Origin of the sequence: Paenibacillus glycanilyticus NBRC 16618 (assembly GCF_004000805.1) — a bacterium.
GTDB classification, from domain to species: domain Bacteria; phylum Bacillota; class Bacilli; order Paenibacillales; family Paenibacillaceae; genus Pristimantibacillus; species Pristimantibacillus glycanilyticus.
This window is the reverse complement of the sequence record NZ_BILY01000012.1, coordinates 134,124-155,359: the sequence shown is the minus strand read 5'-3', so window position 1 is coordinate 155,359 and position 21,236 is coordinate 134,124. Positions and strand designations below refer to the sequence as shown.

The 21,236-nt window shown below is 51.6% G+C and carries 21 protein-coding genes; 4 read left to right on the top strand and 17 right to left on the bottom strand.

What is annotated here, in order from left to right; all coding sequences use genetic code 11:
- Nucleotides 1-2 precede the first annotated feature (2 nt).
- From PGL01S_RS12350 to PGL01S_RS12335, 4 genes are all read right to left on the bottom strand, one after another.
- Nucleotides 3-1,151, bottom strand: a complete 1,149-nt coding sequence (locus tag PGL01S_RS12350) for a Ger(x)C family spore germination protein (RefSeq protein ID WP_127494939.1) — start codon at nucleotides 1,149-1,151, stop codon at nucleotides 3-5.
- A gap of 14 nt (nucleotides 1,152-1,165) precedes the next feature.
- Nucleotides 1,166-2,626, bottom strand: coding sequence for a spore germination protein (locus tag PGL01S_RS12345; protein WP_127494938.1), 1,461 nt, complete (start codon nucleotides 2,624-2,626; stop codon nucleotides 1,166-1,168).
- Nucleotides 2,623-3,717, bottom strand: a complete 1,095-nt coding sequence (locus PGL01S_RS12340; RefSeq protein ID WP_127494937.1) for an endospore germination permease — start codon at nucleotides 3,715-3,717, stop codon at nucleotides 2,623-2,625. Before PGL01S_RS12340 ends, PGL01S_RS12345 begins: the two co-directional genes overlap by 4 nt.
- 128 nt (nucleotides 3,718-3,845) lie before the next feature.
- Nucleotides 3,846-5,147 (bottom strand): glycosyltransferase family protein, encoded by a 1,302-nt coding sequence (locus tag PGL01S_RS12335; RefSeq protein WP_127494936.1) that lies wholly within the window; start codon nucleotides 5,145-5,147, stop codon nucleotides 3,846-3,848.
- Between the two features lie 122 nt (nucleotides 5,148-5,269).
- Between PGL01S_RS12335 and PGL01S_RS12330 the strand changes: the two genes are divergently transcribed.
- Complete coding sequence (locus PGL01S_RS12330) at nucleotides 5,270-7,762, top strand: choice-of-anchor A family protein (RefSeq protein ID WP_127494935.1); 2,493 nt, start codon at nucleotides 5,270-5,272, stop codon at nucleotides 7,760-7,762.
- Nucleotides 7,763-7,824: 62 nt separating this feature from the next.
- On the opposite strand, the gene PGL01S_RS12325 is transcribed toward PGL01S_RS12330, so the two are convergent.
- Both PGL01S_RS12325 and PGL01S_RS12320 read right to left on the bottom strand, forming a co-directional pair.
- Entirely contained in the window at nucleotides 7,825-8,595 is a 771-nt protein-coding gene (locus tag PGL01S_RS12325; protein ID WP_127494934.1) for a DODA-type extradiol aromatic ring-opening family dioxygenase, read from the bottom strand.
- A 16-nt stretch (nucleotides 8,596-8,611) separates the two neighbouring features.
- Nucleotides 8,612-9,265 (bottom strand): alpha/beta hydrolase, encoded by a 654-nt coding sequence (locus tag PGL01S_RS12320; RefSeq protein WP_127494933.1) that lies wholly within the window; start codon nucleotides 9,263-9,265, stop codon nucleotides 8,612-8,614.
- Between the two features lie 154 nt (nucleotides 9,266-9,419).
- On the opposite strand from PGL01S_RS12320, the gene PGL01S_RS12315 reads away from it, so the two are divergent.
- Both PGL01S_RS12315 and PGL01S_RS12310 read left to right on the top strand, forming a co-directional pair.
- On the top strand, nucleotides 9,420-9,968 hold the full coding sequence (locus PGL01S_RS12315) for a helix-turn-helix domain-containing protein (protein WP_127494932.1): 549 nt from the start codon (nucleotides 9,420-9,422) through the stop codon (nucleotides 9,966-9,968).
- 235 nt (nucleotides 9,969-10,203) lie between these two features.
- On the top strand, nucleotides 10,204-11,697 hold the full coding sequence (locus PGL01S_RS12310; RefSeq protein WP_127494931.1) for a DHA2 family efflux MFS transporter permease subunit: 1,494 nt from the start codon (nucleotides 10,204-10,206) through the stop codon (nucleotides 11,695-11,697).
- A 56-nt stretch (nucleotides 11,698-11,753) separates the two neighbouring features.
- Here PGL01S_RS12310 and PGL01S_RS12305 read toward each other — a convergent pair whose 3' ends face one another.
- On the bottom strand, nucleotides 11,754-12,722 hold the full coding sequence (locus PGL01S_RS12305) for an iron-hydroxamate ABC transporter substrate-binding protein (RefSeq protein WP_127494930.1): 969 nt from the start codon (nucleotides 12,720-12,722) through the stop codon (nucleotides 11,754-11,756).
- Between the two features lie 141 nt (nucleotides 12,723-12,863).
- Here PGL01S_RS12305 and PGL01S_RS12300 point away from each other — a divergent pair, with 141 nt between their 5' ends.
- Entirely contained in the window at nucleotides 12,864-13,391 is a 528-nt protein-coding gene (locus tag PGL01S_RS12300) for a YfiT family bacillithiol transferase (RefSeq protein WP_127494929.1), read from the top strand.
- Between the two features lie 27 nt (nucleotides 13,392-13,418).
- Here PGL01S_RS12300 and PGL01S_RS12295 read toward each other — a convergent pair whose 3' ends face one another.
- The 10 genes from PGL01S_RS12295 to PGL01S_RS12250 all read right to left on the bottom strand — a co-directional run bounded on the left by PGL01S_RS12295 (nucleotide 13,419) and on the right by PGL01S_RS12250 (nucleotide 21,224).
- Nucleotides 13,419-13,796: an MmcQ/YjbR family DNA-binding protein gene (locus PGL01S_RS12295; protein WP_127494928.1), complete on the bottom strand. Its 378-nt coding sequence runs from the start codon at nucleotides 13,794-13,796 to the stop codon at nucleotides 13,419-13,421.
- A 2-nt stretch (nucleotides 13,797-13,798) separates the two neighbouring features.
- A complete protein-coding gene (locus PGL01S_RS12290; RefSeq protein WP_127494927.1) occupies nucleotides 13,799-14,479 on the bottom strand; it encodes a YdeI/OmpD-associated family protein in 681 nt (226 codons plus the stop codon).
- Nucleotides 14,442-14,942 carry an SRPBCC family protein gene (locus PGL01S_RS12285; protein ID WP_244935573.1) on the bottom strand — a complete coding sequence of 167 codons (501 nt, stop codon included), beginning with the start codon at nucleotides 14,940-14,942 and terminating at the stop codon, nucleotides 14,442-14,444. Before PGL01S_RS12285 ends, PGL01S_RS12290 begins: the two co-directional genes overlap by 38 nt.
- A gap of 77 nt (nucleotides 14,943-15,019) precedes the next feature.
- On the bottom strand, nucleotides 15,020-15,601 hold the full coding sequence (locus PGL01S_RS12280) for a GNAT family N-acetyltransferase (RefSeq protein ID WP_127494926.1): 582 nt from the start codon (nucleotides 15,599-15,601) through the stop codon (nucleotides 15,020-15,022).
- Between the two features lie 123 nt (nucleotides 15,602-15,724).
- On the bottom strand, nucleotides 15,725-16,159 hold the full coding sequence (locus tag PGL01S_RS12275) for an SRPBCC family protein (RefSeq protein ID WP_127494925.1): 435 nt from the start codon (nucleotides 16,157-16,159) through the stop codon (nucleotides 15,725-15,727).
- A gap of 105 nt (nucleotides 16,160-16,264) precedes the next feature.
- Nucleotides 16,265-16,750 (bottom strand): MerR family transcriptional regulator, encoded by a 486-nt coding sequence (locus tag PGL01S_RS12270; RefSeq protein WP_127494924.1) that lies wholly within the window; start codon nucleotides 16,748-16,750, stop codon nucleotides 16,265-16,267.
- 58 nt (nucleotides 16,751-16,808) lie between these two features.
- Nucleotides 16,809-18,695, bottom strand: a complete 1,887-nt coding sequence (locus tag PGL01S_RS12265) for an FtsX-like permease family protein (RefSeq protein WP_127494923.1) — start codon at nucleotides 18,693-18,695, stop codon at nucleotides 16,809-16,811.
- A 171-nt stretch (nucleotides 18,696-18,866) separates the two neighbouring features.
- Complete coding sequence (locus PGL01S_RS12260) at nucleotides 18,867-19,622, bottom strand: SDR family NAD(P)-dependent oxidoreductase (RefSeq protein WP_127494922.1); 756 nt, start codon at nucleotides 19,620-19,622, stop codon at nucleotides 18,867-18,869.
- A 52-nt stretch (nucleotides 19,623-19,674) separates the two neighbouring features.
- Complete coding sequence (locus PGL01S_RS12255; protein ID WP_307719635.1) at nucleotides 19,675-20,466, bottom strand: SDR family NAD(P)-dependent oxidoreductase; 792 nt, start codon at nucleotides 20,464-20,466, stop codon at nucleotides 19,675-19,677.
- A 113-nt stretch (nucleotides 20,467-20,579) separates the two neighbouring features.
- Nucleotides 20,580-21,224 carry a GntR family transcriptional regulator gene (locus tag PGL01S_RS12250; RefSeq protein WP_127494921.1) on the bottom strand — a complete coding sequence of 215 codons (645 nt, stop codon included), beginning with the start codon at nucleotides 21,222-21,224 and terminating at the stop codon, nucleotides 20,580-20,582.
- Nucleotides 21,225-21,236: the final 12 nt, after the last annotated feature.

Sequence of the window (21,236 nt, the reverse complement as noted above, 5' to 3'; positions counted from 1 at the left end):
CCCTATTTCACGATCTCCTTGTACTTCCCTGTGCTTGTAATCTTGACGGTAACCAACACGCGGCCAAGGGAATGCTCATTCAGGAAGAAAAAGCCTCCCTTGGTCAGCTGGTGGAACTGACGCGAGTGCTCCCGGTACAGCGTCTCTTCCAGTTGGAACGGATCGCAATGCTTAGCTAGAGCAGCGCGATACGTTTCTCTAATCTCTGCTTCTATCGCCTCCGCAGCCTTCTTTTCCATCACCCCGATTGTTGCATTGTCGGAATCTCTGACCGTTCCTTTTGCCGTAACCTTGAGATCGAACTTGACGTCCCCATTGCTCTGTACTTTCGGAATGACTCTCATACCGGGATGCTCGAACTGAATAGCTCCTTTATGACCGTCCTCCAAAGGCACTTGAAGGGTTGTCTTGCTGATCTTCTCCGTAGCCCATCTCAGCCCCTTGAGCTCGTCCAAGGACATCCAGTCCACCACCCTGCCTTTATCGAAGAAATACGCTCCATTCATCTCAAACATCCCGCGTCCGGCCTTTTCCTCCAGCCATGTGTGCCTGTTAATCGAAATGGAAGGGATATAAAGCGAGTTGCCGGGCTCATTCATATTGGCAATCAGCCGGTTGCCGTAAGAGGCAATGACGTATGGGCTCTGGGTGCGATTCTGCACACCTGTGAACATGATGGTATCCAGCGGGGACAAATTAAAGAGCGACTTTTGCGTCAAAATGTCCTCCATCTTCTCCTTCGTGCCGAATACAAGCACATTATACCGGATCTCGTAATGCCGGTTTAACGTTGCATAGGTTTCCTTTCCTCCTCTCTTCATCAGATTCTCGCTCAGGATAACAGCCTTCAGATGTCCCCAGAATAAAGGAAGCTGCGAGGTTTCGTTCGTATCGGCAAGCGACAGGGCAAGCGTTTCTCCGTGCCCCTTTCCGATCCAGATCGGTACCTGCTTGCCCAGTGACGTATTCTCGGATCTCGCGATATTGGAGAAGTTAAGCACCTGTACATACGTCTTGTATTCGCCATTCTCGTAATCCACGCCAAGCGCGGTCACATAGGCCATATTCTGAATATCCCTCGAGTTTGTGCAGCTTGGAAGAAGGCAAATACCCAGCAAGCAAACTAATAGTTTTCCGATAAGCAGCCGCATCCTATTCCATTCCTTTACCGCTCGTCATCCTGATTTTGCAGGAGACCCGGACGCCGTTTCATTAAGAACCAAGGTAGCCTGAGAAACGAGGCTACGACATCCTTAATTTTTAGCGGCGATAGAGGAGCTAGATAACTTACCCCAAACGACTGCTGGCTTCCCATAAGCGCAATAAAGATGACAATCCCGAGAATGACCCCATACATGCCGAGGAAGGAAGACAGCAGGAAAAAGAACAGCCGGATAATGCTCACGACCGTGCTTAACGACTGGTTGACCAGCGTTACCCCCGAGACCGCGGTAATCGCGCCGATTACAACGACCGACGGCGACACTAGCCCCGCGCGGATCGCGGCGTCGCCAATGATGAGACCGCCTATCGACGTTAAGGTCTGTCCGATGGAGGTTGGCAGCCGGACGCCGGCCTCGCGGAAGATCTCCAGCAGCATGAGCAGAATAAACATCTCCATCTGGGCGGAGAAAGGCAGTCCGAGCCGGGAGACTGAGATGGTCGCCATAATCCGGAACGGCAGCTGATCCTGATGAAAGGCCATAAGCGCTACCCAAATTCCAGGCAGGAAGACGGTAAGGAATAGACTGATGATCCGAATTAGCCGGGCAAAGGAAACGTAGGTGTAGTTGAAATGGATATCCTCCGGCGATTTAAGCAGCAGGCTTAATCCTGCAGGCCCTACGATCACAAGCGGATTGCCGTCCATAACAATAAGAAACCTCCCGGAAAGCAGGGAGTTGACGCAATAATCCGGTCTCCCCGTATAATCCAGCAGCGGGAGAAGCTTGTATTTCGAGCCGGTTAACATCTCCTCCAGCTGGTTAATGCTGTAGAGACCGTCCGTATCGATGGATTGCAGGCTTTTATGTACCGCATTTAATATTTTCGGATTAATGATATCCTCGAAATAGAGCAGGGACAGCCTTGTCTTCGTCCGCTTGCCGATCGTATATTCCTTTACATGCAAGGAATGGCTGCGCAGCCGTTTGCGAATGAGCGCTACATTGACGGACATATCCTCGATAAAGCCGTCCTTGGGGCCTTTAATGGAAATTTCCGTGCTGGATTCGCTTGGCATCCGCTGCGGGCGGTCGCTGATCCCCATATTGAAATAACGCTTCTCCTGAACAAAATAAAGAAATAATCCCCCTTCGAAAATAATTTCATCTATTTCTTCCACGGTAGGGATTCCTTTATAAGCGAACAGAGACAGCCGGGAAATCATCTGATGGATATCTTCTGTCGAAGCCTTTCCGGTTGCTTCGTAATACTCGGTAAGAACAGGAAGGACAAACTCGTGAATTTGCCCCGTATCGCAAAGAGCATTCGCGTATACCAGTACAACGGAAGGCTTGTCGCTAGCCCCGAACCGGCATGGCTTGACGAATACGTCGGCCGACCCCTGATATAGCTGTTTCAATCGTTCTTCGGTCCAGCTTGCGCTGCCTGCGGCTGCCGTCATTGAGGTTCATCCTTCCGGTATGGTTTGGAGAACAAAGTGATGACCATCCAAGTCAGTGTTATAACCAGCAGAATAACAAGCGATATAGGCAAAAACACTTTGTACATCCACTGGTAATAGGAATAATCATTCGTGCGCATGATGCCAATAAAGATATAGCTGGACATAATAATAGCCGTCGTCCATTTGCGGATCTTCCCCTTCATTTTCAGAACATCGGTCAAGAGGTACACCGCTATGCAAATGCGAATGCAAGCCCCCGACATCCACTGAAAGATCGAGAAGAAATCAACATGCTCGATATATTGCCCCACCTTCACGAGACGCCACTGTTCGTAAGGGGAAGTCATCTGATTGGCTGCTTCCTTAGGACCGAATTCGGTAATCCCCCCAACGATTGGCCCCAGCATAATTCCTACGATAAACAGGCCGTAGACGAGAACCTGCCACGTCTTGATCTTTTCGCTAAGCCTATGCTGCAGCAGAAGCAGGAAAACAACCTCGATATAACCGCTTGACGCGTACAAAATGCCGTCGGCAACAGGCGTCCATCCGTGCTCCAGAATCGGGGTTAGCAATCTATAGTCTTTTTCCGAGTGGTTAAAGACGGCGACGAATACCCCCAATACGCAGACAAATGGAAACAATACGCCCGCGGTTATCGCAATCGAGCGGAGACCCCATACCGTTATAAAAAAGCAGATAATAACCAGAGTAAGAGCAAGCGCCAGAGCCGGGGAGGCCGGCAGGTAGTTGGTTGTATTCCACTTCACGGTATGGAGAACGGTTGTTGCCCCGATGAAATAGAGAATGACGCAGACCGGAAGAATCAGAATCCATGACACAATGGGATGAGTCTTATCCGAAATCCACTTTTGCCACTTCTGTTGGCCGGACTTTTTCATCATCCAGGCAAGAACCAGGCACCATACCATATAAACAGCCCCTGTCACGATAACCGTAATCCAAGCATCCCGCCCGGAAGCGTCAAGCAGCATCGGATTAACAATGACATGATTGACAAGGCCGTTCGTCAAAGCAAAAATCATTAGCAATTGGGCGATATTGATTTTCTTGGTCGTTCCACTCATAAGCAGATCATTCCGTTCCTGGTATCCCCTTCGCACAGGGAAAAAGATATGTTATTGATTCCCAATAGGGATGCCAAATTATTCATGGAGACAAGAAGAAGGGCTCTCCGGAGATGGAGAGCCTTTCTTTAATGCCCCTCTATGGGGCGCTGTTCGATTAACGGCTTTAGCCGGTTCTCCCATATCCACGTCGGATTGTATTGCCGGCGGATCATGGTCTTGGCCTGAATAACCGGGTTATTCCCTATCAGACTGGCGATCCGATCCGCATGCTCGCGCAAATACGCCTCCTCCGAGGGAAGGTAGGTCTCTCTCGTATCCATGCCGAACCCCTTTGCATTCCACCTCATAAAATACGCCTGGAGACGGCTGCCCAGCTCTTCCAATGCCGGTACCGCCTGATTCAGGACAAGCAGATTGCCCCGGCTGGCCGCCTCCAGCACAATAAGTCCAAACGATTCCGAATAGGAGGTGCATAGGAACAGATTGCTCAAGGTAAACAAATCCATGACCCCCGAATGCGGAAAGCCGTCCGGCCAGCCCAGGTCCGAGGTGAATACAAGTTCCTCCCCTCCAAGACCGTATTTCTCTCCTTCGCTTCTGATTATCCGTTTATAAGCAGCCGGCTCGATATCGAGGGACGGAAAATCGCAAAAGATCATCTTCACCCGTTTACCCGACACCGATCCTATTGCCCCCAGCAGCGCAGCGGCTTTCTCCATCTGCTTGCCTGTCGTGAGCCGGCCTGGATAAATCGCCAGAATATCCGGGGACAGCAGATCGGTCCGCGATCCAAGCCGCTGCACCTCTTCCCCCATCTCGCCGAACAGATTCAGGCTGTTCGGGATCGCCCTGCATCGCTCAAGCGGAACCTTGTACTGCTCTGCTAGCGCGGGTAATCCCGATTCCGCCGGGTACAGATAGGTGGTATTCGGCATCGGCATAAATCTTGCCGAGAGGGGCCAGTCCATCCGCTGCGGCCTGACGGCCGGATAAGAATGCGTCATGGCCAGGAACCGAAGCCGGGGCAGCCGGGCCTGCACCTGGCGGACCGCAATATTATGAACGAGGTGCCAGCCCTGGTACAGGATGTCGTGAAGAAACACAACCTCCGCATCGGATAGGGCCTCGCATAGGCTGTCGGCGATGACTTCGGCCTCCTCGAAAAAGCTGGAATGAACCCTTCCCGCAGGCTGCGTATAATCCACCCAATGAATCTGCTTGCCATGCAGCCGGTTCGTTATTTTCACCCACTCGATCCGTTCGTCGCTATAGATGCCGTACCGCTCGGAGTCCGGGCAGTCTTGACTGACGAGCACCTTGACGTCGGCTCCGCCGCCAAGCAGCATATGCAGATGCTCCTCCACAACGCTGACTAAGGAATAGGTCTTCGATAACCCGTTGAACATGGTCAGAATCGCTACTTTCAACGCCCGCCCCCCTTTTTTTCGCTTAAATACTGTCTTGTATGCCTGAATGAAAGGGATTATGCATAGGTATCTAAGGTGTGCATACCGAGGGCTGATAACGTACTTAGGAGGCGATAACGAAAATGGCCTGTGTCAATCTGGGGATAGCCAATGGCTTCAATTTGTTTTTGTTTGGCGATCATACGCAATCCTTCGTTGATTCGGAGGGGAGAGTAGCCGTTGGCGGCAATGCGACATACAACAGCTATGGGATAGGCGATAAGCTGCCCGTATCTACAACCAGAGCGGATCTCATCGTTCGGGGAAATATTGATATTACGGGGGGAACCAACTTCGCGGGGAATACCGTCATATTCCCTACCGGCACGGTCATTAAATATACGATGACCAATAATAATGGTGTACCCGGCCAACCCCTGGTAGGTACGCCCATTGATTTTGACGGGGCCGAACAATCGCTGGCGCAGCTATCCCTTAACCTTGCCGCGTTGCCGGTCAACGGAACCATCGTTAATAACTTTGGAACCATATTCCTCGTTGGGACGGATCCGGCTCTTAACATATTTATGTTTAACGGAAACAACGTGGACGGCAACGGGCTGAGGCTGGATACCGCGAGCGGAATTAACATTATCGCTCCGGCAGGCTCAACCATTCTTGTTAACATTGGAGATGATTCCGTCGGATTCGGAAGCTATCAAATCTTCCGCAACGGCGTTACGCCTGACCCTAGCGAAGGACAATTCATTCTCTGGAACTTCTATCAGGCTACTACCGCTTTTAATCAGAACTTGTCGATTCTCGGCTCGGTGCTGGCCCCCTATGCGAACTGGGAAGCCATTGGCTTCGGCAATATTAACGGCACGATGGTCGCCCAATCGCTCACGAATGTAGGCGGCACGCTGGAAGCGCATATAATACCGTTTATGGGCTGCTTGCCGGGTACGGTCGGGCCGACAACGTCCACGACATCGACTACGACTACGACGACTTCTACAACGTCTACCTCAACAACTTCAACGACATCGACAACAAGCACAACATCAACGTCGAGCACGTCTTCTACATCAAGCACGTCCAGTACGACAACGGCTGTTCCCACCACTTCAACGACGACAACGACAACAACGCCCGTTCCTACTACTTCAACAACGACTACAACGCCAGCGGTTGTAACGGGTCCGATTATTACGGCGACCAAAACGCCAAATGTCTCAACCGCGCAGATCGGGGACACGATTACTTATACGATTACCGTTACCAATGTAGGTACTGCGCCAGGAGAAGCTTTGCTTGTCGAAATCTTTCCTCCGGGCGTTCAGTTTATTCCATCCAGCCTCTTTATTGACGGCGGTCGCTTCAGCGGGGTAGACATTACCCAGCAGGTGGCCATCGGTATCGTTAACGTGGGCCAAGTGGTGACGATCCAATTCCAGGCGTTTGTTACGGGCTATCCGCCCAACGGACAAATTACGAATACCGGCTTTATCGTCACGGTTCCGCCAGGAACCGTACCGGCAGCCTGCACGCCAGGGGATATTTCCTTTAATGGCATACCGGGTGTAACTCCGATTCCGGGGCTCATGCTCCCCGTTCTCCCGGTCTTTAAGCCCGGCGTAACGCCAGCGCCAGGTCAGGTCCCGAATTTGGGGCCGATAACCGGGCCGGACGGCAGCGTGCTGCTGAACCAGCAGGTATCGGTTCCGGGCATTACCCTTACACCGCTTATTGGCTTGACCATACCGGTTATTACGGGAACGGTCCAGCCCATCATCTCGACAAGCTTTGTTTCCGTCCCTTGGACTTCTGTCCCGAATGCGCCTAACCTTCTCATCTCTAAGGCCTTCCTCGATATATCCTTATTCGTGGGGCAGCGTATCACCTATACGATATTCGTCATTAATAACGGCAATGCCGTATCCGGCCGAACGACTCTAACGGATTTCCTTCCGTCCAATGCGGCCTTTATACCGGGAACGATCCGGGTGAACAACGTGCTTCGGTTGGATGATAATCCGAGTGAAGGGATTAATCTGGGGCCGGTAGCTCCTAACCAAAGCATCTTCGTCCGGTTTGATGTGCTCGTAAGAGGAAGCGGCGCATTAACGAATACGGCCGTTGTAAAAGCCGATTTCCTGCTGCCGAATAACCAGATTCTATCGCAGACCTTCTCCTCCAATACCATATCGAATCCCGTGTCCATGATTCGGGCATCGGATTTTGCCTCTTTCCTTAAAACCGCCGACGCGCAAATCGTCAAGGTCGGGGAAAGCTATCATTACAATATTACGCTCACGAATCTGTCGTCGGATATTACGGCAACCCATGTTATTTTCTATGACCCGCTCGACAATCAGCTTTCCTACGTTTCGGGAAGTCTGACCGTTGACGGCATTCCGCAGCCCGATCCGCAAGCCGGCATTCCGCTTGGCACAATCGCGCCGGGAGTCACGCGGAGACTTACCTTCCAGGTAAGCGTCCTGGCCGAGCCGATAGGCGGCATCATGATCAACCAAGCAGCCGTATTTTTCGAATTCCGATTCGGCTCATCCTGCTTCCGTGCGGGTCTGCTTACGAACACGGTAAGGATTATCGTGGAGGAAGAAGAGGAATAACGCGTAGGCCAAAAAAGCCCAAGACCCCTGCTTGAGAGGGGTCTTGGGCTGTCTTCTGTTTATTAAGCAAATTCCCAGCAGCTAAGACTTAGATTGCCGTATTGGTAGCTGCGGTGAAGCAGCTTCGCCTGGCGGGTGCCGTCCCCTGCGCCCATGGCCAGCAGGAGCGGAATAAAATGCTCGCTTGTCGGTACGGCTTGCGCCGCATTGGGGGCTAATGTGCGATATTGGAACAACGCGTCCAGATCCCATGCCTCCAGATGCTCCTGGAGCCATTGATCAAAGCTAGCTGCCCAATCGTCTACGCCATCCGAACGCCAGTTCAAGGCCCGCAGATTATGAACGGTTCCCCCGCTTCCGATGATGAGAACATCCTGCTCCCGAAGCTCGGCAAGCGCTTTGCCGATCTGGTACTGCTGCTCGTTCGTCAGGTACCGGTTTACCGATAAAGCAATAACCGGAATATCCGCATCCGGATACAAGAGCTTCAGCACCGCCCATGCCCCGTGATCCAGGCCGCGTTCATCGTCCGTTACCGCCTGTATGCCCCGCGCTTCAAACAAGGATACGATGCGGTCCGCCAAGGACCGGTCCCCTTTCGCCGGATAAGTCATCTGGTACAGCTCATCCTGGAATCCGCCGAAATCGTAAATCGTGCTGTACGTCTTAGATGCGCTGACGGCTTGCACGTTCTCCTCCCAATGCGCTGAGAAAAGAACAATAGCCTTCGGCTTTGGATGATTAGCCGCGAAGGTCTTCAATAAATCCGTATAGCTGTTATCCTCCAATACGATGGATGGCGCGCCATGCGCGAAGAAATAAGATGGAAGCATAACTCTTCACTCCTTTTTATTTGGATGATCCTCTTGCGTCTTCCTTGATCCATTGCAGGAAATCCCGCTGATTCTCTTCCGTCACGCCATGATCGGACTTATACGTTTTGAACGTAAGCTTAGGCGTTAGCTCCCGGAAATAGGCTTCATTCTCGTATCCGATGCTGACTGGAAATACCGAATCGTATTCGCCGTGCGAAATAAAGAAGGCTACCTGCTCCACGCTCTGCAGCGCGTATTCGTCCTTCACGAAACCGGGCACGTAACCGTTCAGGGCTACGACTCCTCTCAGCCCATTCCCCATCGTAAGCGCCAGCGTCATCGCCAGAATCGCCCCTTGGCTGAAGCCAAGCAGATAACGGCGCTGCGGATCTATCGGATATTGAGTCGTTGCTTCCTTAATAAAGGCTTCCAGCTGCACGGCTGCTTGATCGAATAAGTCGCGGACCGGATTGCCGAGGCTTTTGAGCTCATAATATTGATAACCTGCTCCGAGTCGAAGATTGCCCCGGATGCCGATAATAATGAAGTCATCCGAAAGAGATTCAACAAGCCCGTACATATTCCGCTCGTTCGAGCCTTTGCCGTGAAGCGTAAAAATCGCGGGATACGTTCTGCCCGGCTCCAAATTGGACGGCAGATGAACAGCAAACTCATAGACCGAATTCATCGGTAAACCCCTCCATTTTGCATCAGATATATTAGTAATGTGAATATTTATTTTATATAAGAAATATAACGCTGCAAGGTCTAGCCTGTCAATCGGAAAATTGTTAATATAAATATAAGTTACGTATGACTAATATTTTGGAGGAGTGAGCTTCATGGATATCGGCTCCGCCATTCGGGCTATCCGCAAACGGAAGAACATCACGATTGCTCAGATATGCGATGAAACCGGTTTGTCTCAAGGCTTTATGAGCCAGGTCGAAACGAATAAAACATCCCCTTCGATCGCAACGCTGGAGAGCATTTCGAATGCGCTTAAAGTTCCGCTGGCCTACTTACTGCTGGACAAAAAGGAAAAGCTGCAGCTCGTCCGCAAGGATGAGCGCCGGATAACGACAAGCGGACCAGACAACCTGAAGGTCTCTCACCTCAGCTCGACTAAGAACGTCCATATGATGATCGTTGAGCTACCGCCCGGTGCGTCAACCGGAGAGAACCATGCCCACGAAGGCGAAGAAGTCCATGTCGTTATCCAGGGAACGATCTATATCGAGCAAGGCGAGGACGCCGCCGAATTAAACGCCGGGGACTCCTTCAGCTGGAATGCCTGCACCCCGCATACGGTGAAAAATATCGGGGCGGATACCGCAATCGTCATGATATCGGTCTACACCGAATCCGATCCTTCGAAGGCATTTCAGTAATCGAACGAAAGGGCGTCCAACGGGCGCCCTTTCTTCCTTCCTAACAAAATAAATTATACACATTTGTTCCCGCTTAACGCCCTTTTCTCGGCCTAGCCCCCTGTGATAAAGTGGAAATTGGGCCAAATAAAGATCCTCGGAGGGGAAATGATGGACGCATACCGTCCGGCGAGCCTAAACAAACTAATATACATACCTTTTCGTTGAAAAGCGAAGGAAAGGAAGGCACTTATCCATGAATGCTTCTCAAGCTGGTGGATCCAGCTCTGCCCCCGACTTAACGAATATTAAGCGCGGGCCCATTATCGCTACGATTATTATTGGCGCTTTTATCGCCATTCTGAATGAAACGCTGCTAGGCAACGCGCTTCCGGAGTTAATGAAAGCCTTTGAAGTTGGCCCTTCAACCATTCAATGGCTCACAACGGCTTATATGCTTGTTGTAGGCGTACTCGTTCCGGTAACGGCATTGCTTCAACAATGGTTTACAACCAGGCAGATGTTTATAGGCGCTATGACCTTGTTTTTCGCAGGCACGGTTATTTCGGCCGTTGCGCCCGAATTCGGCGTTCTGCTTGTAGGACGGATTGTTCAAGCTATCGGAACCGGCTTGATGCTTCCCGTATTGATGAACACCATTATGGTCATCTTCCCGCCAGAAAAACGCGGGGGCGCCATGGGTCTGATCGGGCTTGTCATTATGGCGGCACCGGCCATCGGCCCAACCTTGTCCGGCGTTATCATGGACTCGCTCAACTGGCGCTGGCTGTTTATTCTCGTTATTCCTCTTGCGGCTTTGTCGATTATCTTCTCCTTTATGTTCCTGAAGAACGTATCGGATATCACGAAGCCTAAGGTGGATATCCTCTCGATCCTGCTCTCCACGATCGGCTTCGGCGGACTTGTGTACGGCTTCAGCTCGACGGGAGAGAAAGGCTGGTCGGATCCGGTCGTTATCTGGACGATCGCCGTTGGCGCGGTAGCGCTCATTATCTTTATTTTGCGCCAGTTGCGACTGGAGGCTCCGATTCTGGACCTGCGGGCTTTCAAATCGCCGATGTTCTCCATCGTAACGATTCTGCTCTTCGTTCTTATGATGACATTGTTCTCGACGATGACGCTGCTGCCGATGTTCCTGCAAGGAGCATTGCTCATGACGGCATTCACTTCCGGTCTCATTATGCTTCCGGGCAGTATCGTGAACGGCATCATGGCTCCGATTTCCGGCGTATTGTTCGATAAATTCGGTCCCCGCGTTCTTGTTACGCCTGGCCTTATCCTTGTGGCCATCTCGCTGTGGATGTTTACCGGCATTGATGCCGCGGCAAGCAACGGTCATATCATCATGATTCACATTATTATGATGGTTGGTATTTCCCTCGTGATGATGCCTGCGCAAACCTCCGGTCTGAACCAGCTGCCGCGTCACCTGTATCCGCATGGCACGGCGATCCTGAACACTCTGCAGCAAGTATCGGGTGCAATCGGTACGGCGCTGTTCATCAGTATTATGAGTAATGGCACCAAAGACTATTTGAAGACCTCCTCCGATCCAGGCTCGCCTACTGAGCAAGCTCACGGCATGGTCGCAGGCATTCATGACGCCTTTTGGATTGGCCTTATTGTCGCCATCGCTGCGATCGTTATCGGCTTGTTCGTGAAACGCACCAAGCCGCCGGAAGGCGATCAGCCAGCGGAAGGCGAGAAGCAAGTAAGCATGAGCCATTAATCAACAAAAGCAAAGCGCCCTCCAGAAGATTCTGAAGGGCGCTTGCTGTTTGAGGCTTATTTCAGGAAGCCTTCTTTGAAGATCGAAAGCAGACTTTCCAGGGTAGTCGGGTCACTGTAGGTCGAAGCTTCCGTGTCGATTTCGATAACGTGGTTATTTTTAACCGCAGGGATGTTCTTCCACGTATCTGTTTTCATAAAGGCATTGTCATTGGCCGTGCTTCGGCTGAGAACGATATAATCGCCGGCATAATCAGACAGCGTTTCTTGCGACAGGGTGAAATAACCAGGTCCTTGAGCGTCCTTCGTTACTTTCTCCGGCATTTTCAGACCCATGGCTTGGTACAATACTTCCGTACCGCGCGCCCAATGGTCGCCGAATACGTAGAAGCTCTTTGCGTCCGTCTCGATAACGGATACGGTTGCATTCTCGCCGATCTTCGCTTTAATCTCGTCGCCGATTGCGGCAGCGCGGGATTTGAAGTCGTCAACCCAAGTTTGCGCTTCTTTTTCTTTGCCGAGTATCTTGCCGATTTCGATCTGCTGATTCAGGTAATCCAGCTTACCCCAAGTGAAAGCAACCGTCGGAGCGATTTCGCTCAGCTTGGCAACGTTCTTGCTCTCCGTGCCAACCACGATCAGATCCGGATCCAGCTCAATGATTTTCTCCAGATCTTCATCGGATACGACTTCCACGCCTTTCAGCTTTTCGGTGAAGAGCGGGCTCATGTTAGTCCATTGGTCTACGCCTACGATGTTGGCGCCCATGGAAATCATATTCGGCGCGTAAGCCAGCGCTACGATGCGTTTCGGATTAGCAGGAATTTCAACCGGGCCGCTCTCGGACTGATAGGTTACCGTTCCGGATGCCGGTTGTTCCGCCGCGGATTCTGTTGCCACAGGTGTTACCGCAGATGCTGCGGAACCGTTATTCGCATTGTTCGCGTTATTGGTTTTGTTGCTGCCGCATGCACTAAGAACAACAACAAGTACAAGCAGCATGATTGCAGGAATAAACTTTTTCATGGTTGGGCTCCTTTTATTTTGAATGGCATTAACATACGATAATGATTCTCAATATCACAATGATTAACTATAAATGGTTATTTAAAGTCTGTCAATGAGCGCAAAATAATTTTAAGTTGCGAAAGCGGAGGTTGTTTTTACATGAGCACGGACAATTTGCGGTACCCCATCGGACCTTTCGAAGAAATATGCGACCCATCGGCCGAGCAACGCGGCAACTGGATGAAAGAGATTGGGCGGATGCCGTCGCGGCTCCGGAAAGCGGTGGAAGATCTCTCCGAGGATCAGCTGGCTGTTCCTTACCGCCCCGGCGGCTGGACGATCCGGCAGGTCGTTCACCATCTGGCGGATAACGATATGAACTCCTATATCCGGTTCAAGAAAGCAATGACGGAGGAGAATCCGGCCGCTTCCACGTACCGGCAAAATATGTGGGCAGAGCTTAACGATTACGAAGCGCCTATCGAGGCTTCGCTTGTTCTAATCGAAGCGCTGCGCAGCCGGTTTTCCGTGCTGCTTGAAGGGATGCAGGCTTTGGACTTCGCAAGAACCTTTACGAGCCCGACAAACGGACTCATGACGCTGGACACGGCGATACAACGCTTCGAATGGCATGGCCGGCATCATCTTGCCCAAATCAACTCGTTAAAAAAGCGTATGGGCTGGTAGCCCATACGCTTTACATGCCTCTTGCGGTTATTTTGCGACGCTATCCAGCACCTGCTTCACCAGCCGCTTCGGCGCCGCCAGCAGATAGGCTTCCTGAATAAGCACGTTCAGCTCGTCCCAATTCGGACCGGCTTCCATATCCACGGATACCCAGCCATGATGGCCGATATACGGCGTCTTAACATAGCCGCCCTGCTCAAGCAGCAGGTACTGCTGCTCCTTCGTCGCCTTAATCGACAGGCTCGGCAAGGCACTGTTATGCCCTTCCCCCATCATAATGAAGGTTTTGCCCCTTACTTTCATCACGTCATGCCCAAACCCGTCAACGATCTGGTCTACCTCCGGCAATGCGGAGCAAATGCCCTGCACCCGCTCCAGCATTGCTTTCCCAAGCTCCGTCTTCATCCCTATCCCTCTCTTCTCCTGTACAGATCGATACTCTTATAGCCTTCTCCAAGAATAACCTTCATCTCGGCTTTCCGTTTGGTTCTGGTCTCCTCTTGCACCGCGCTATAAACATAACGGGCCCAGTCCTTGCGGTACCCCGGGGTAAGCGACCGGAAGAATGCCAATATCTCCGGATGATCCTGAAGCTCCTGTTCCACCTGGGACACTAGAGCTTCATAGTCGGCTACACTTTGACTCGGTTTCTTGGGGGCCGCCGAACCCTTCTTGCGCGCTTCGGACTTGAAGCCTACAACCGTAAAGACGTCATCCAATCCCACCATACGGGCAAATTTGACGTCGCTGGTTCCGATATAGCCATCCTCCTCGCTCGCACTTAGCCCTTCAAACAGACTGTCCCGGTGGATATAGGTCGGATATACTTTATTGCCCTTCTTCGGATAGGCGGCATACAAATAACCGCCTTCCTCCAGGTAGTTATTCTCTGTAATTTCACTCATCAGCTTCTGCAAAGAGGGCATATCCAGGACAAAGGCAAAGATCAGGTCGTAACGTCTGCCCGCCTGCAGCTCTGTTTCGTACCGCTCCAAGCCGGCCAGAGCATCGCTGCCCTCCGGCTGATGCAAAATCGCCGTATTTTTATACTTATGTAAATTCAACTTCTCCACGATCGTCTTGCTCATGGGTGACCTCCGATTCTTTTACATGCGCATAAGGCGCTTTGTCGCGTACGAGGCCGAGTTGAATGCCATGCTCCAGATAAGCCTTGGCTCCGCATAATACAATCGTGAAGCCTTCCGTCGAGCCAATCGCCCGCTGCGCGATTTCCTCTGCCTCTCCCTGGAAGCCGGAGTCGGTCACGGTCACGAAGGTTTCCGTTTCGGATAAGGCGTCAAACGTCCATTCGGCTCTGGTTCCCCAGTCGATAACAATGCGTTTATTCGTCTCAAGCTCCAGTACGCGGACAGGTGCCGACGCTCCGTACATCTCCCAGAACCACTCCACCTGACTGCCCGCTTCCAGCTTTCCGCTGCCTCTCGTAAACCAGAACTTCGTTGTAATAGCCGGATCGATAAAAGCCTCGTACACATCGCTCACCGGACGCCTGATCATCATTTCCGCTTTAGCTGCTATTGTTGCTGTCACCGTCAAACCTCCCCATGTCGTTTACTACTTCCTTATTTCTATATTGGCCGGCAGTGAACCTGCTAAACCTGCTCTGTCTACTCCGGCTTGCTTAGCTTCTTATATACGGCCTTTATAAACCCGCCGAACACCTCGTGGCTGTAGGTAAAGCCTTGCTTCAGGTAATAACGAAGCGCATCCTCGTTCCCATTCGATACGTAAATGAACAGCAGATCCACGTCCGGAAAGCTTTCCAGCCATTCCATCGACGACTCGAACAGCTTCTTGCCAAGTCCCATGCTCCGGTAGCCGTCACGCAAATACAAATTGCTGAGGAAGCCAATCTTCTTCGGAAGCTCTACCCAATCCGGGTAAAAGCCCTTGCTGTCAGCCGAGTCCCGATTAGGAGCCCAGGCGGGGAGCTTGTCATCCCCGGGTTCAAGATCCTCTACCGTCGAGAACGCGTAGCCAACCGGCACGCCTTCATCCCTCGCGATAAGGACATGGGTACGAAGCGCACCGTCATAGCTTCTTCGCATCCTTGTATCAAAGTTCATCCGGTCGAACACTTCCGGGGCCATAACAGCCCGGGACTGCTGAAAAGCCATCAGCTCGTTGCACAGCTCCCGGCAAGGCTCAATGTTGCCGTCCTTTACAACTTCTATCGTTATATTCGTCATGTCTGCCTCCTGCGCGCCATCTCTTTCCCTTGTATAACTAAAATACCGTGAACGGCCATCCCAATGCAATCGGCGATTAGACGCAAAAAAGAGCCTCTGCTAAAGAGACTCTTCCTCCATGTTTTATGCAAATAGCTTGCCCAGAGCATCCAGCATTTCGCCCGTGCCATGCTCGCGAATTTCCGGCGTGTCATGCCCGTCGAAAAAGGCGCCTTGCTCGGTGAATACCAGCTTGGTTTCGCCGTCCACAGGGAACAATTCGATTGTGGTCGTCGAGACGGACATCCGCGTGTCGTTCATATCCAACGTATACGTATAGACGATACGTTCGGCCGGCACAATCTCCTGATAAACCGCGTCAAAGGTAAAGACCGGTCCCTCCGGCGGCCCGCCGCTGCTGTACTCGCGCCCGCCTACCCGGAATTCGAACTGATCCGGCTTCGAGAACCACTTGCCCTTTACCTCCGGATCGGCAAAAGCCTCGAATACCCGCTCCGCGCCAGTCTTGTAAGTACGTTCAACAACAAAGGTTGCATGTTTAACAAATCTTTCGCTCATTGTGAATGATCCTCCTCAAATGAATTGTGAAGCAATTCATGCTTCGTAAGCGTAAACCTAATGAATTGCGAAGCAATTCATACTTCGTAAGCATAGTCCCTTCGATTACGGCTCGTCTTCCCCCTGCTCAAGCAGGCTGCCCAGCCTGTCCAAGTGCTGCTCCCAGCTGGCTCGCCGCTCAAGCACGGGCTTCTCGAATTCCATCTTCATCGCCTGCAGAAGACCCGTAAAGTCATCCACGGTCAAGCCCTTCTTGCCGATGAGCAGCTTGGAGGCATGCTCCAGCTGTTCAAGCAGCTTCTGCTGCCGCCTTATCTGCTCTTTGATCCGCTGCTTCTGCAGCGTCACCATCTCCAGCGGACTGATCTGCTTGGCGGATAAGGTCTCCTTAATTTCCTCCAGCGATAAGCCCAGCTCCTTGAGCGTCAGAATCTGATGCAGGCGGGACAGATCGGATTCGTCGTACAGCCGGTGACCGGAATCGGTCTGTCCAGAAGGCGAGAATAATCCGATCTGATCGTAGAAGCGCAAGGTTCTGACCGTTAACCCCGTCATTCTGGCGAGGTCTCCAACTTTCCAAAGATTGTTCATGCTCAGTCCTTTCGTGGACGCTAGCTTCATACCGGTAGCTCTATTGTAAAACATAACGTTACGTAAGGTGCAACCCCCAAGCCGATTTTACATTAGAAATATATTTGGTTCGGATAATGAGGAAATAGACAAGCTGAATAACAACGAATGATCCAAGCACCGTCAGCGACGGCTTCATCATATTGTACTCGAACATATTTTGCATCGCCGCAAGGGCAACCGCTCCGTGAATGACGGCCACCAAGATCGGGGCGAAGAACAGGATCATCAGCTGCTTCGTCAGAATCGCGGACAGCTCGCGGTCCGTAAGCCCAATCTTGTGGATCGCCTGGAACTTCCGTTTATCTTCGCCAAGGTCGGTATACAGGCGGAAATACAAGAAGCTGCCCGCTCCTACGAAAAATACGATGCCGATAAAAAATCCGACGAACAGGACAACGCCAAAAATCTGGTCCTGCTGGTACAGCGCGTAATCCACGCCCATAAACCAGTTATCGGTTTTTCCAAGCTTGCCGTCAATCTCTTCTCCCGCCTTTTTCAGCGCTTCATGCGAGCCCGATACGTCAAAGGCGTATTGGTAAATGACGCTCTCCGACTTTTTCATCTGCTCAAACCGTTCGTCGGGCACCACGTAATAGTCGGGTCCTGCCTGAATAGCCGGCGTATCAATCGTCTGCACGGGCTTTAGCGTAAGCCCCGTTTCCTTCAGCGTAACCGGCGTCAACTCCGGCTGCGGTGCTCCCATCATCGTGCCGTTGTAGTGGACAATAGCCGCTTCATCGCCTTGTACATCCGCCTTCGTCCCCTTGGCTGCCGTTACGAGCGCGTTAAAGGCGGATTGCGGCACGACGGAAATTCGCTTGCCGTCCTTTGTCTCCACATTTTTAATGGTGAGCGCATAGGATTGATGGGACAGCCCCGCATCCTTCAACGTCTGTTCAATCATCGCAACGTCCTGCTCGGAAGGCTTGTCGTACGAGGTGTACTTCATGGCGAACGGATTATCGCTGCGAATCACATCTGTATACATCGATTTGAAGCCGAACAACGAGCCAATCGCGGAGAATGCCACCGTCGACAGAATCGCCACCATAAAGAACGTTCTGGCGTTGTCCTTCATCCGGTAAGCAAGATCCGATAACAGGACGATGTTTGTTTTCCGCCAGAAAATCGAACGGCTCTTGCGGCCTTTATGAACAGCATACACGCTAAGCTGCGTGAACAGGAAATACGTACCGATAATAACGACAACCGTCACCGGTATCATTGCGTAAAAGACGACCATCCCCTTGGCCACCAGTGCTGCGGCATAACCGCCAACAATCAAGAGCAGCGCAATCCAGGACAGCAGCGCGGATGCCTTCGGCTCCGGCTTCGGCTTGTTCGAACCCTTCAGCAGATCAATAAGCGAGTTGTTCCGAAGCACGGTCACCGTAAATAACGAGATAAGCAGGAACAGCGCCATAAAAGCCGCTCCGGTCAGCACAATCGCCTTCGTTGGAAAATAAAACGGCAGTGCTGCATCTAGGCTAAGCAGCTGCTTGGCTGACATAAGGATGAGTTGGGCGAAGCCAAAACCGATTAAAATACCCGCCACCGTCGCGCCAAAGCCGATCACGATATTTTCCATAAACACAAGGCTGCGCAGCTGCATACTCGTCATCCCGTGCATGATGAGGATGCCGAACTCCTTTTTGCGCGTCTTCAGGAATGATCCCATCGAGTAGAGCACGAAGAAAAACGAGAATACGTAAATGACCGATTCCGCGAAATGCATGGCAGTAGACACGTTAATGTGAATCGCGCCATCGGCGAGTCCCGGATGAAAAGCAAATATCGAATAGACGAAAAACACCATAACCGAAAACGCGCTGCTTAGAAAATACCCCGCGTAAATTCTCCGGTTGCGGATTACGTTATTGAAAGCGAACCGTCGCAAGCTCATAAATAAGCCCTCCCTGTTGATTTGATCTCATCGTAACAAAGGAGGGAATCAGGCTGCTATCGATTAACCTTACGTTTCCTTACATTATTGAAAGGTTCAGCTTGTACTTCCGGAAGGCGCCGAAATAAAAAATGGTTGCTGCCCTTGAAGGGCAGCAACCATTGGAGTCGATTATTTTGTTTTGAAGCTGAGGAAGCCATCGTCCACCGGAATGGTTTGACCGTTAATCGCGCTTGCTCCGTCAGAGAACAAGAACGTTACCACGCTTGCCACTTTCTCTGGCTGGATCAGCTGACCGCGCATATGCTGAGCGCCAAGCGCCGATTTCATCGCCTCGTCGTTGCCGAGAATCGGCGTGTTGATAAAGCCTGGGGCAACGCCTACAACGCGGATGCCGTATTCGGCGAGCTCGAGCGCGCCGGATTTGGACATCATCACAACAGCGGCTTTAGCCGCGTTATAGTTGAAGCTGCCCATTGCGGCCGCTGTGCCGTAGATCGATGCGGTGTTCACGATTGTACCGGTTGCGCCCAGCTCAACCATTTTTTTCGCCCCGTAGTACATGCCGTAGTAAACGCTATGCTGGTCGACATCAATAACGCGGTGATACGATTCCGGATCCATTTCGAGGAAAGGCTTCACAAGGCCAATGCCCGCATTGTTGAAGATCCCGTTCAACGTGCCGAATTTCTCTACCGCGAAATCAACGAGTGCTTTCACTTCTTCGCCTTTCGATACGTCAACCTTAAAGGCCGCCGCTTTGCCGCCAGCCGCTTCAAGCTCTGCGACAACCGCATTCGCGCCATCCAGGTTATAGTCCGCAATGACAAGCGATGCGCCTTTAGCCGACAGCTGCAAAGCCGCTTGCTTGCCGATCCCGCTTGCTCCGCCAGTGATAATAATAACTTTGCCGTCTAGTTCTGCCATGATAAATATCCCCTTTGCTATGAATTAGTTGTATGAATGGTAACAGCCGCGATTAGATCAAAATCGATCCGCCGTCGATCACGAATTCTTGTCCAACAATATGCGTGGAGAGGTCGGATACGAGATACATCATCAGATTGGCGATCTCTTCCGCTTCGGCATAACGGCCGTCCGGCGTTGTATTCGCCATTTGCTGTCTTGCCGCTTCAGCCGCTTCCTGATTGCCCTTGCCAAAGCCGCTTTCGATCGAACGCATCATTTGCGTATTCACAACACCCGGGCATACCGCGTTCACGCGCACGCCGTAAGGAGCCGCTTCAACGCCGGCCGTCTTGGTCATGCCAAGCACCGCATGCTTGCTCGCGCCGTAGGCCACCATGTTAGGCGTTGCCAAGAGCCCTGCTCCGGATGCGGTATTAACGATTGCGCCGCTCTTCTGGGCGATCATTTGCGGAAGCACATGCTTGAGTCCAAGGAATACGCCGCGGACGTTAATCGCCATCAGGCGGTCAAACGCTTCAGTTGGATACTCGACCAAAGGAACAATTTTGCCTTCCCAGCCGGCGTTGTTGAGGAAAATATCGATTTTCCCGAACTTCTCGACCGTTTGAGCCACATAACCTTGAATATCTTCTTCCTTGGTTACGTCTGCTTTTATAAATACGGCTTCTCCGCCGTTTGCCTGGACTTGCTTAACCGTCTCGTTCCCGGCTTCCTCCGACAGGTCAACGACAACAACCTTTGCGCCGTTCCCGGCAAGAGCAAGCGATGCTGCGCGGCCAATACCTCCGCCTGCACCCGTCACGATCGCCACTTTATCCGTAAAATCAAACTTTTGCATCATCAATCACTCCTTAAGAAAAGCAATTTGCTTACAAATCTATCTTAACAGATAGTTTTGTCGATTGTCGACAATTTAACCTAAAAAGCTCTTCCATTAACTCCAATTCCCTTTTTTTATTTAATTCCTGCCTGCAGGAATTCGTAAATCGACGTCTGCGCTTGTTCGTATTCCGATGCCAGAATGGACGCGGCAAACCGCTTAAACGGAGCGTGGAATTCCTTGATCTTTTGCTCGCTCCATTTCACTTCTACGAAGATGTTCAGAATCAGGCTCGCTTTCTCGTAAAACTTCGACAGCGCAACGTTGCCCGCCACCAGCACCACATGCCGCAGCACCCGCTCCGCCTTCATTCCGTATTCCCGCACGTTGCCCTGCTCGCAGGCAGCATCCGCATCCGCGGCGTATTGCTTCAGCATTTCCTTGTATTCAGGCGTCCATTTCTGCTGCCCGTACATAACGGCAACGCGAAGAAGCTCCGCCATTAACGTATTGTAGTCTTCAATCTCGGCCTGGGTAAAAGGCTTCACGATCGTCCCGCGCCGCGGAAGGCGCTCCACGATTCCTTCAACTTGAAGCAAATATAACGCCTCCCGGACAGGCGCCCGGCTGGTATTAAGCTCCTTGGCGATTTCCTCTTCGACGATTTTATCTCCGGCATTCAGCTCTTTGCCGATAATTTTTTTCAAGATATGTCTATAGATCTGCTGCGGCAAGGACTCCCCGAACTGCGAATCCGATACTTCGTAAAAATTGAACATAATGGATATCTC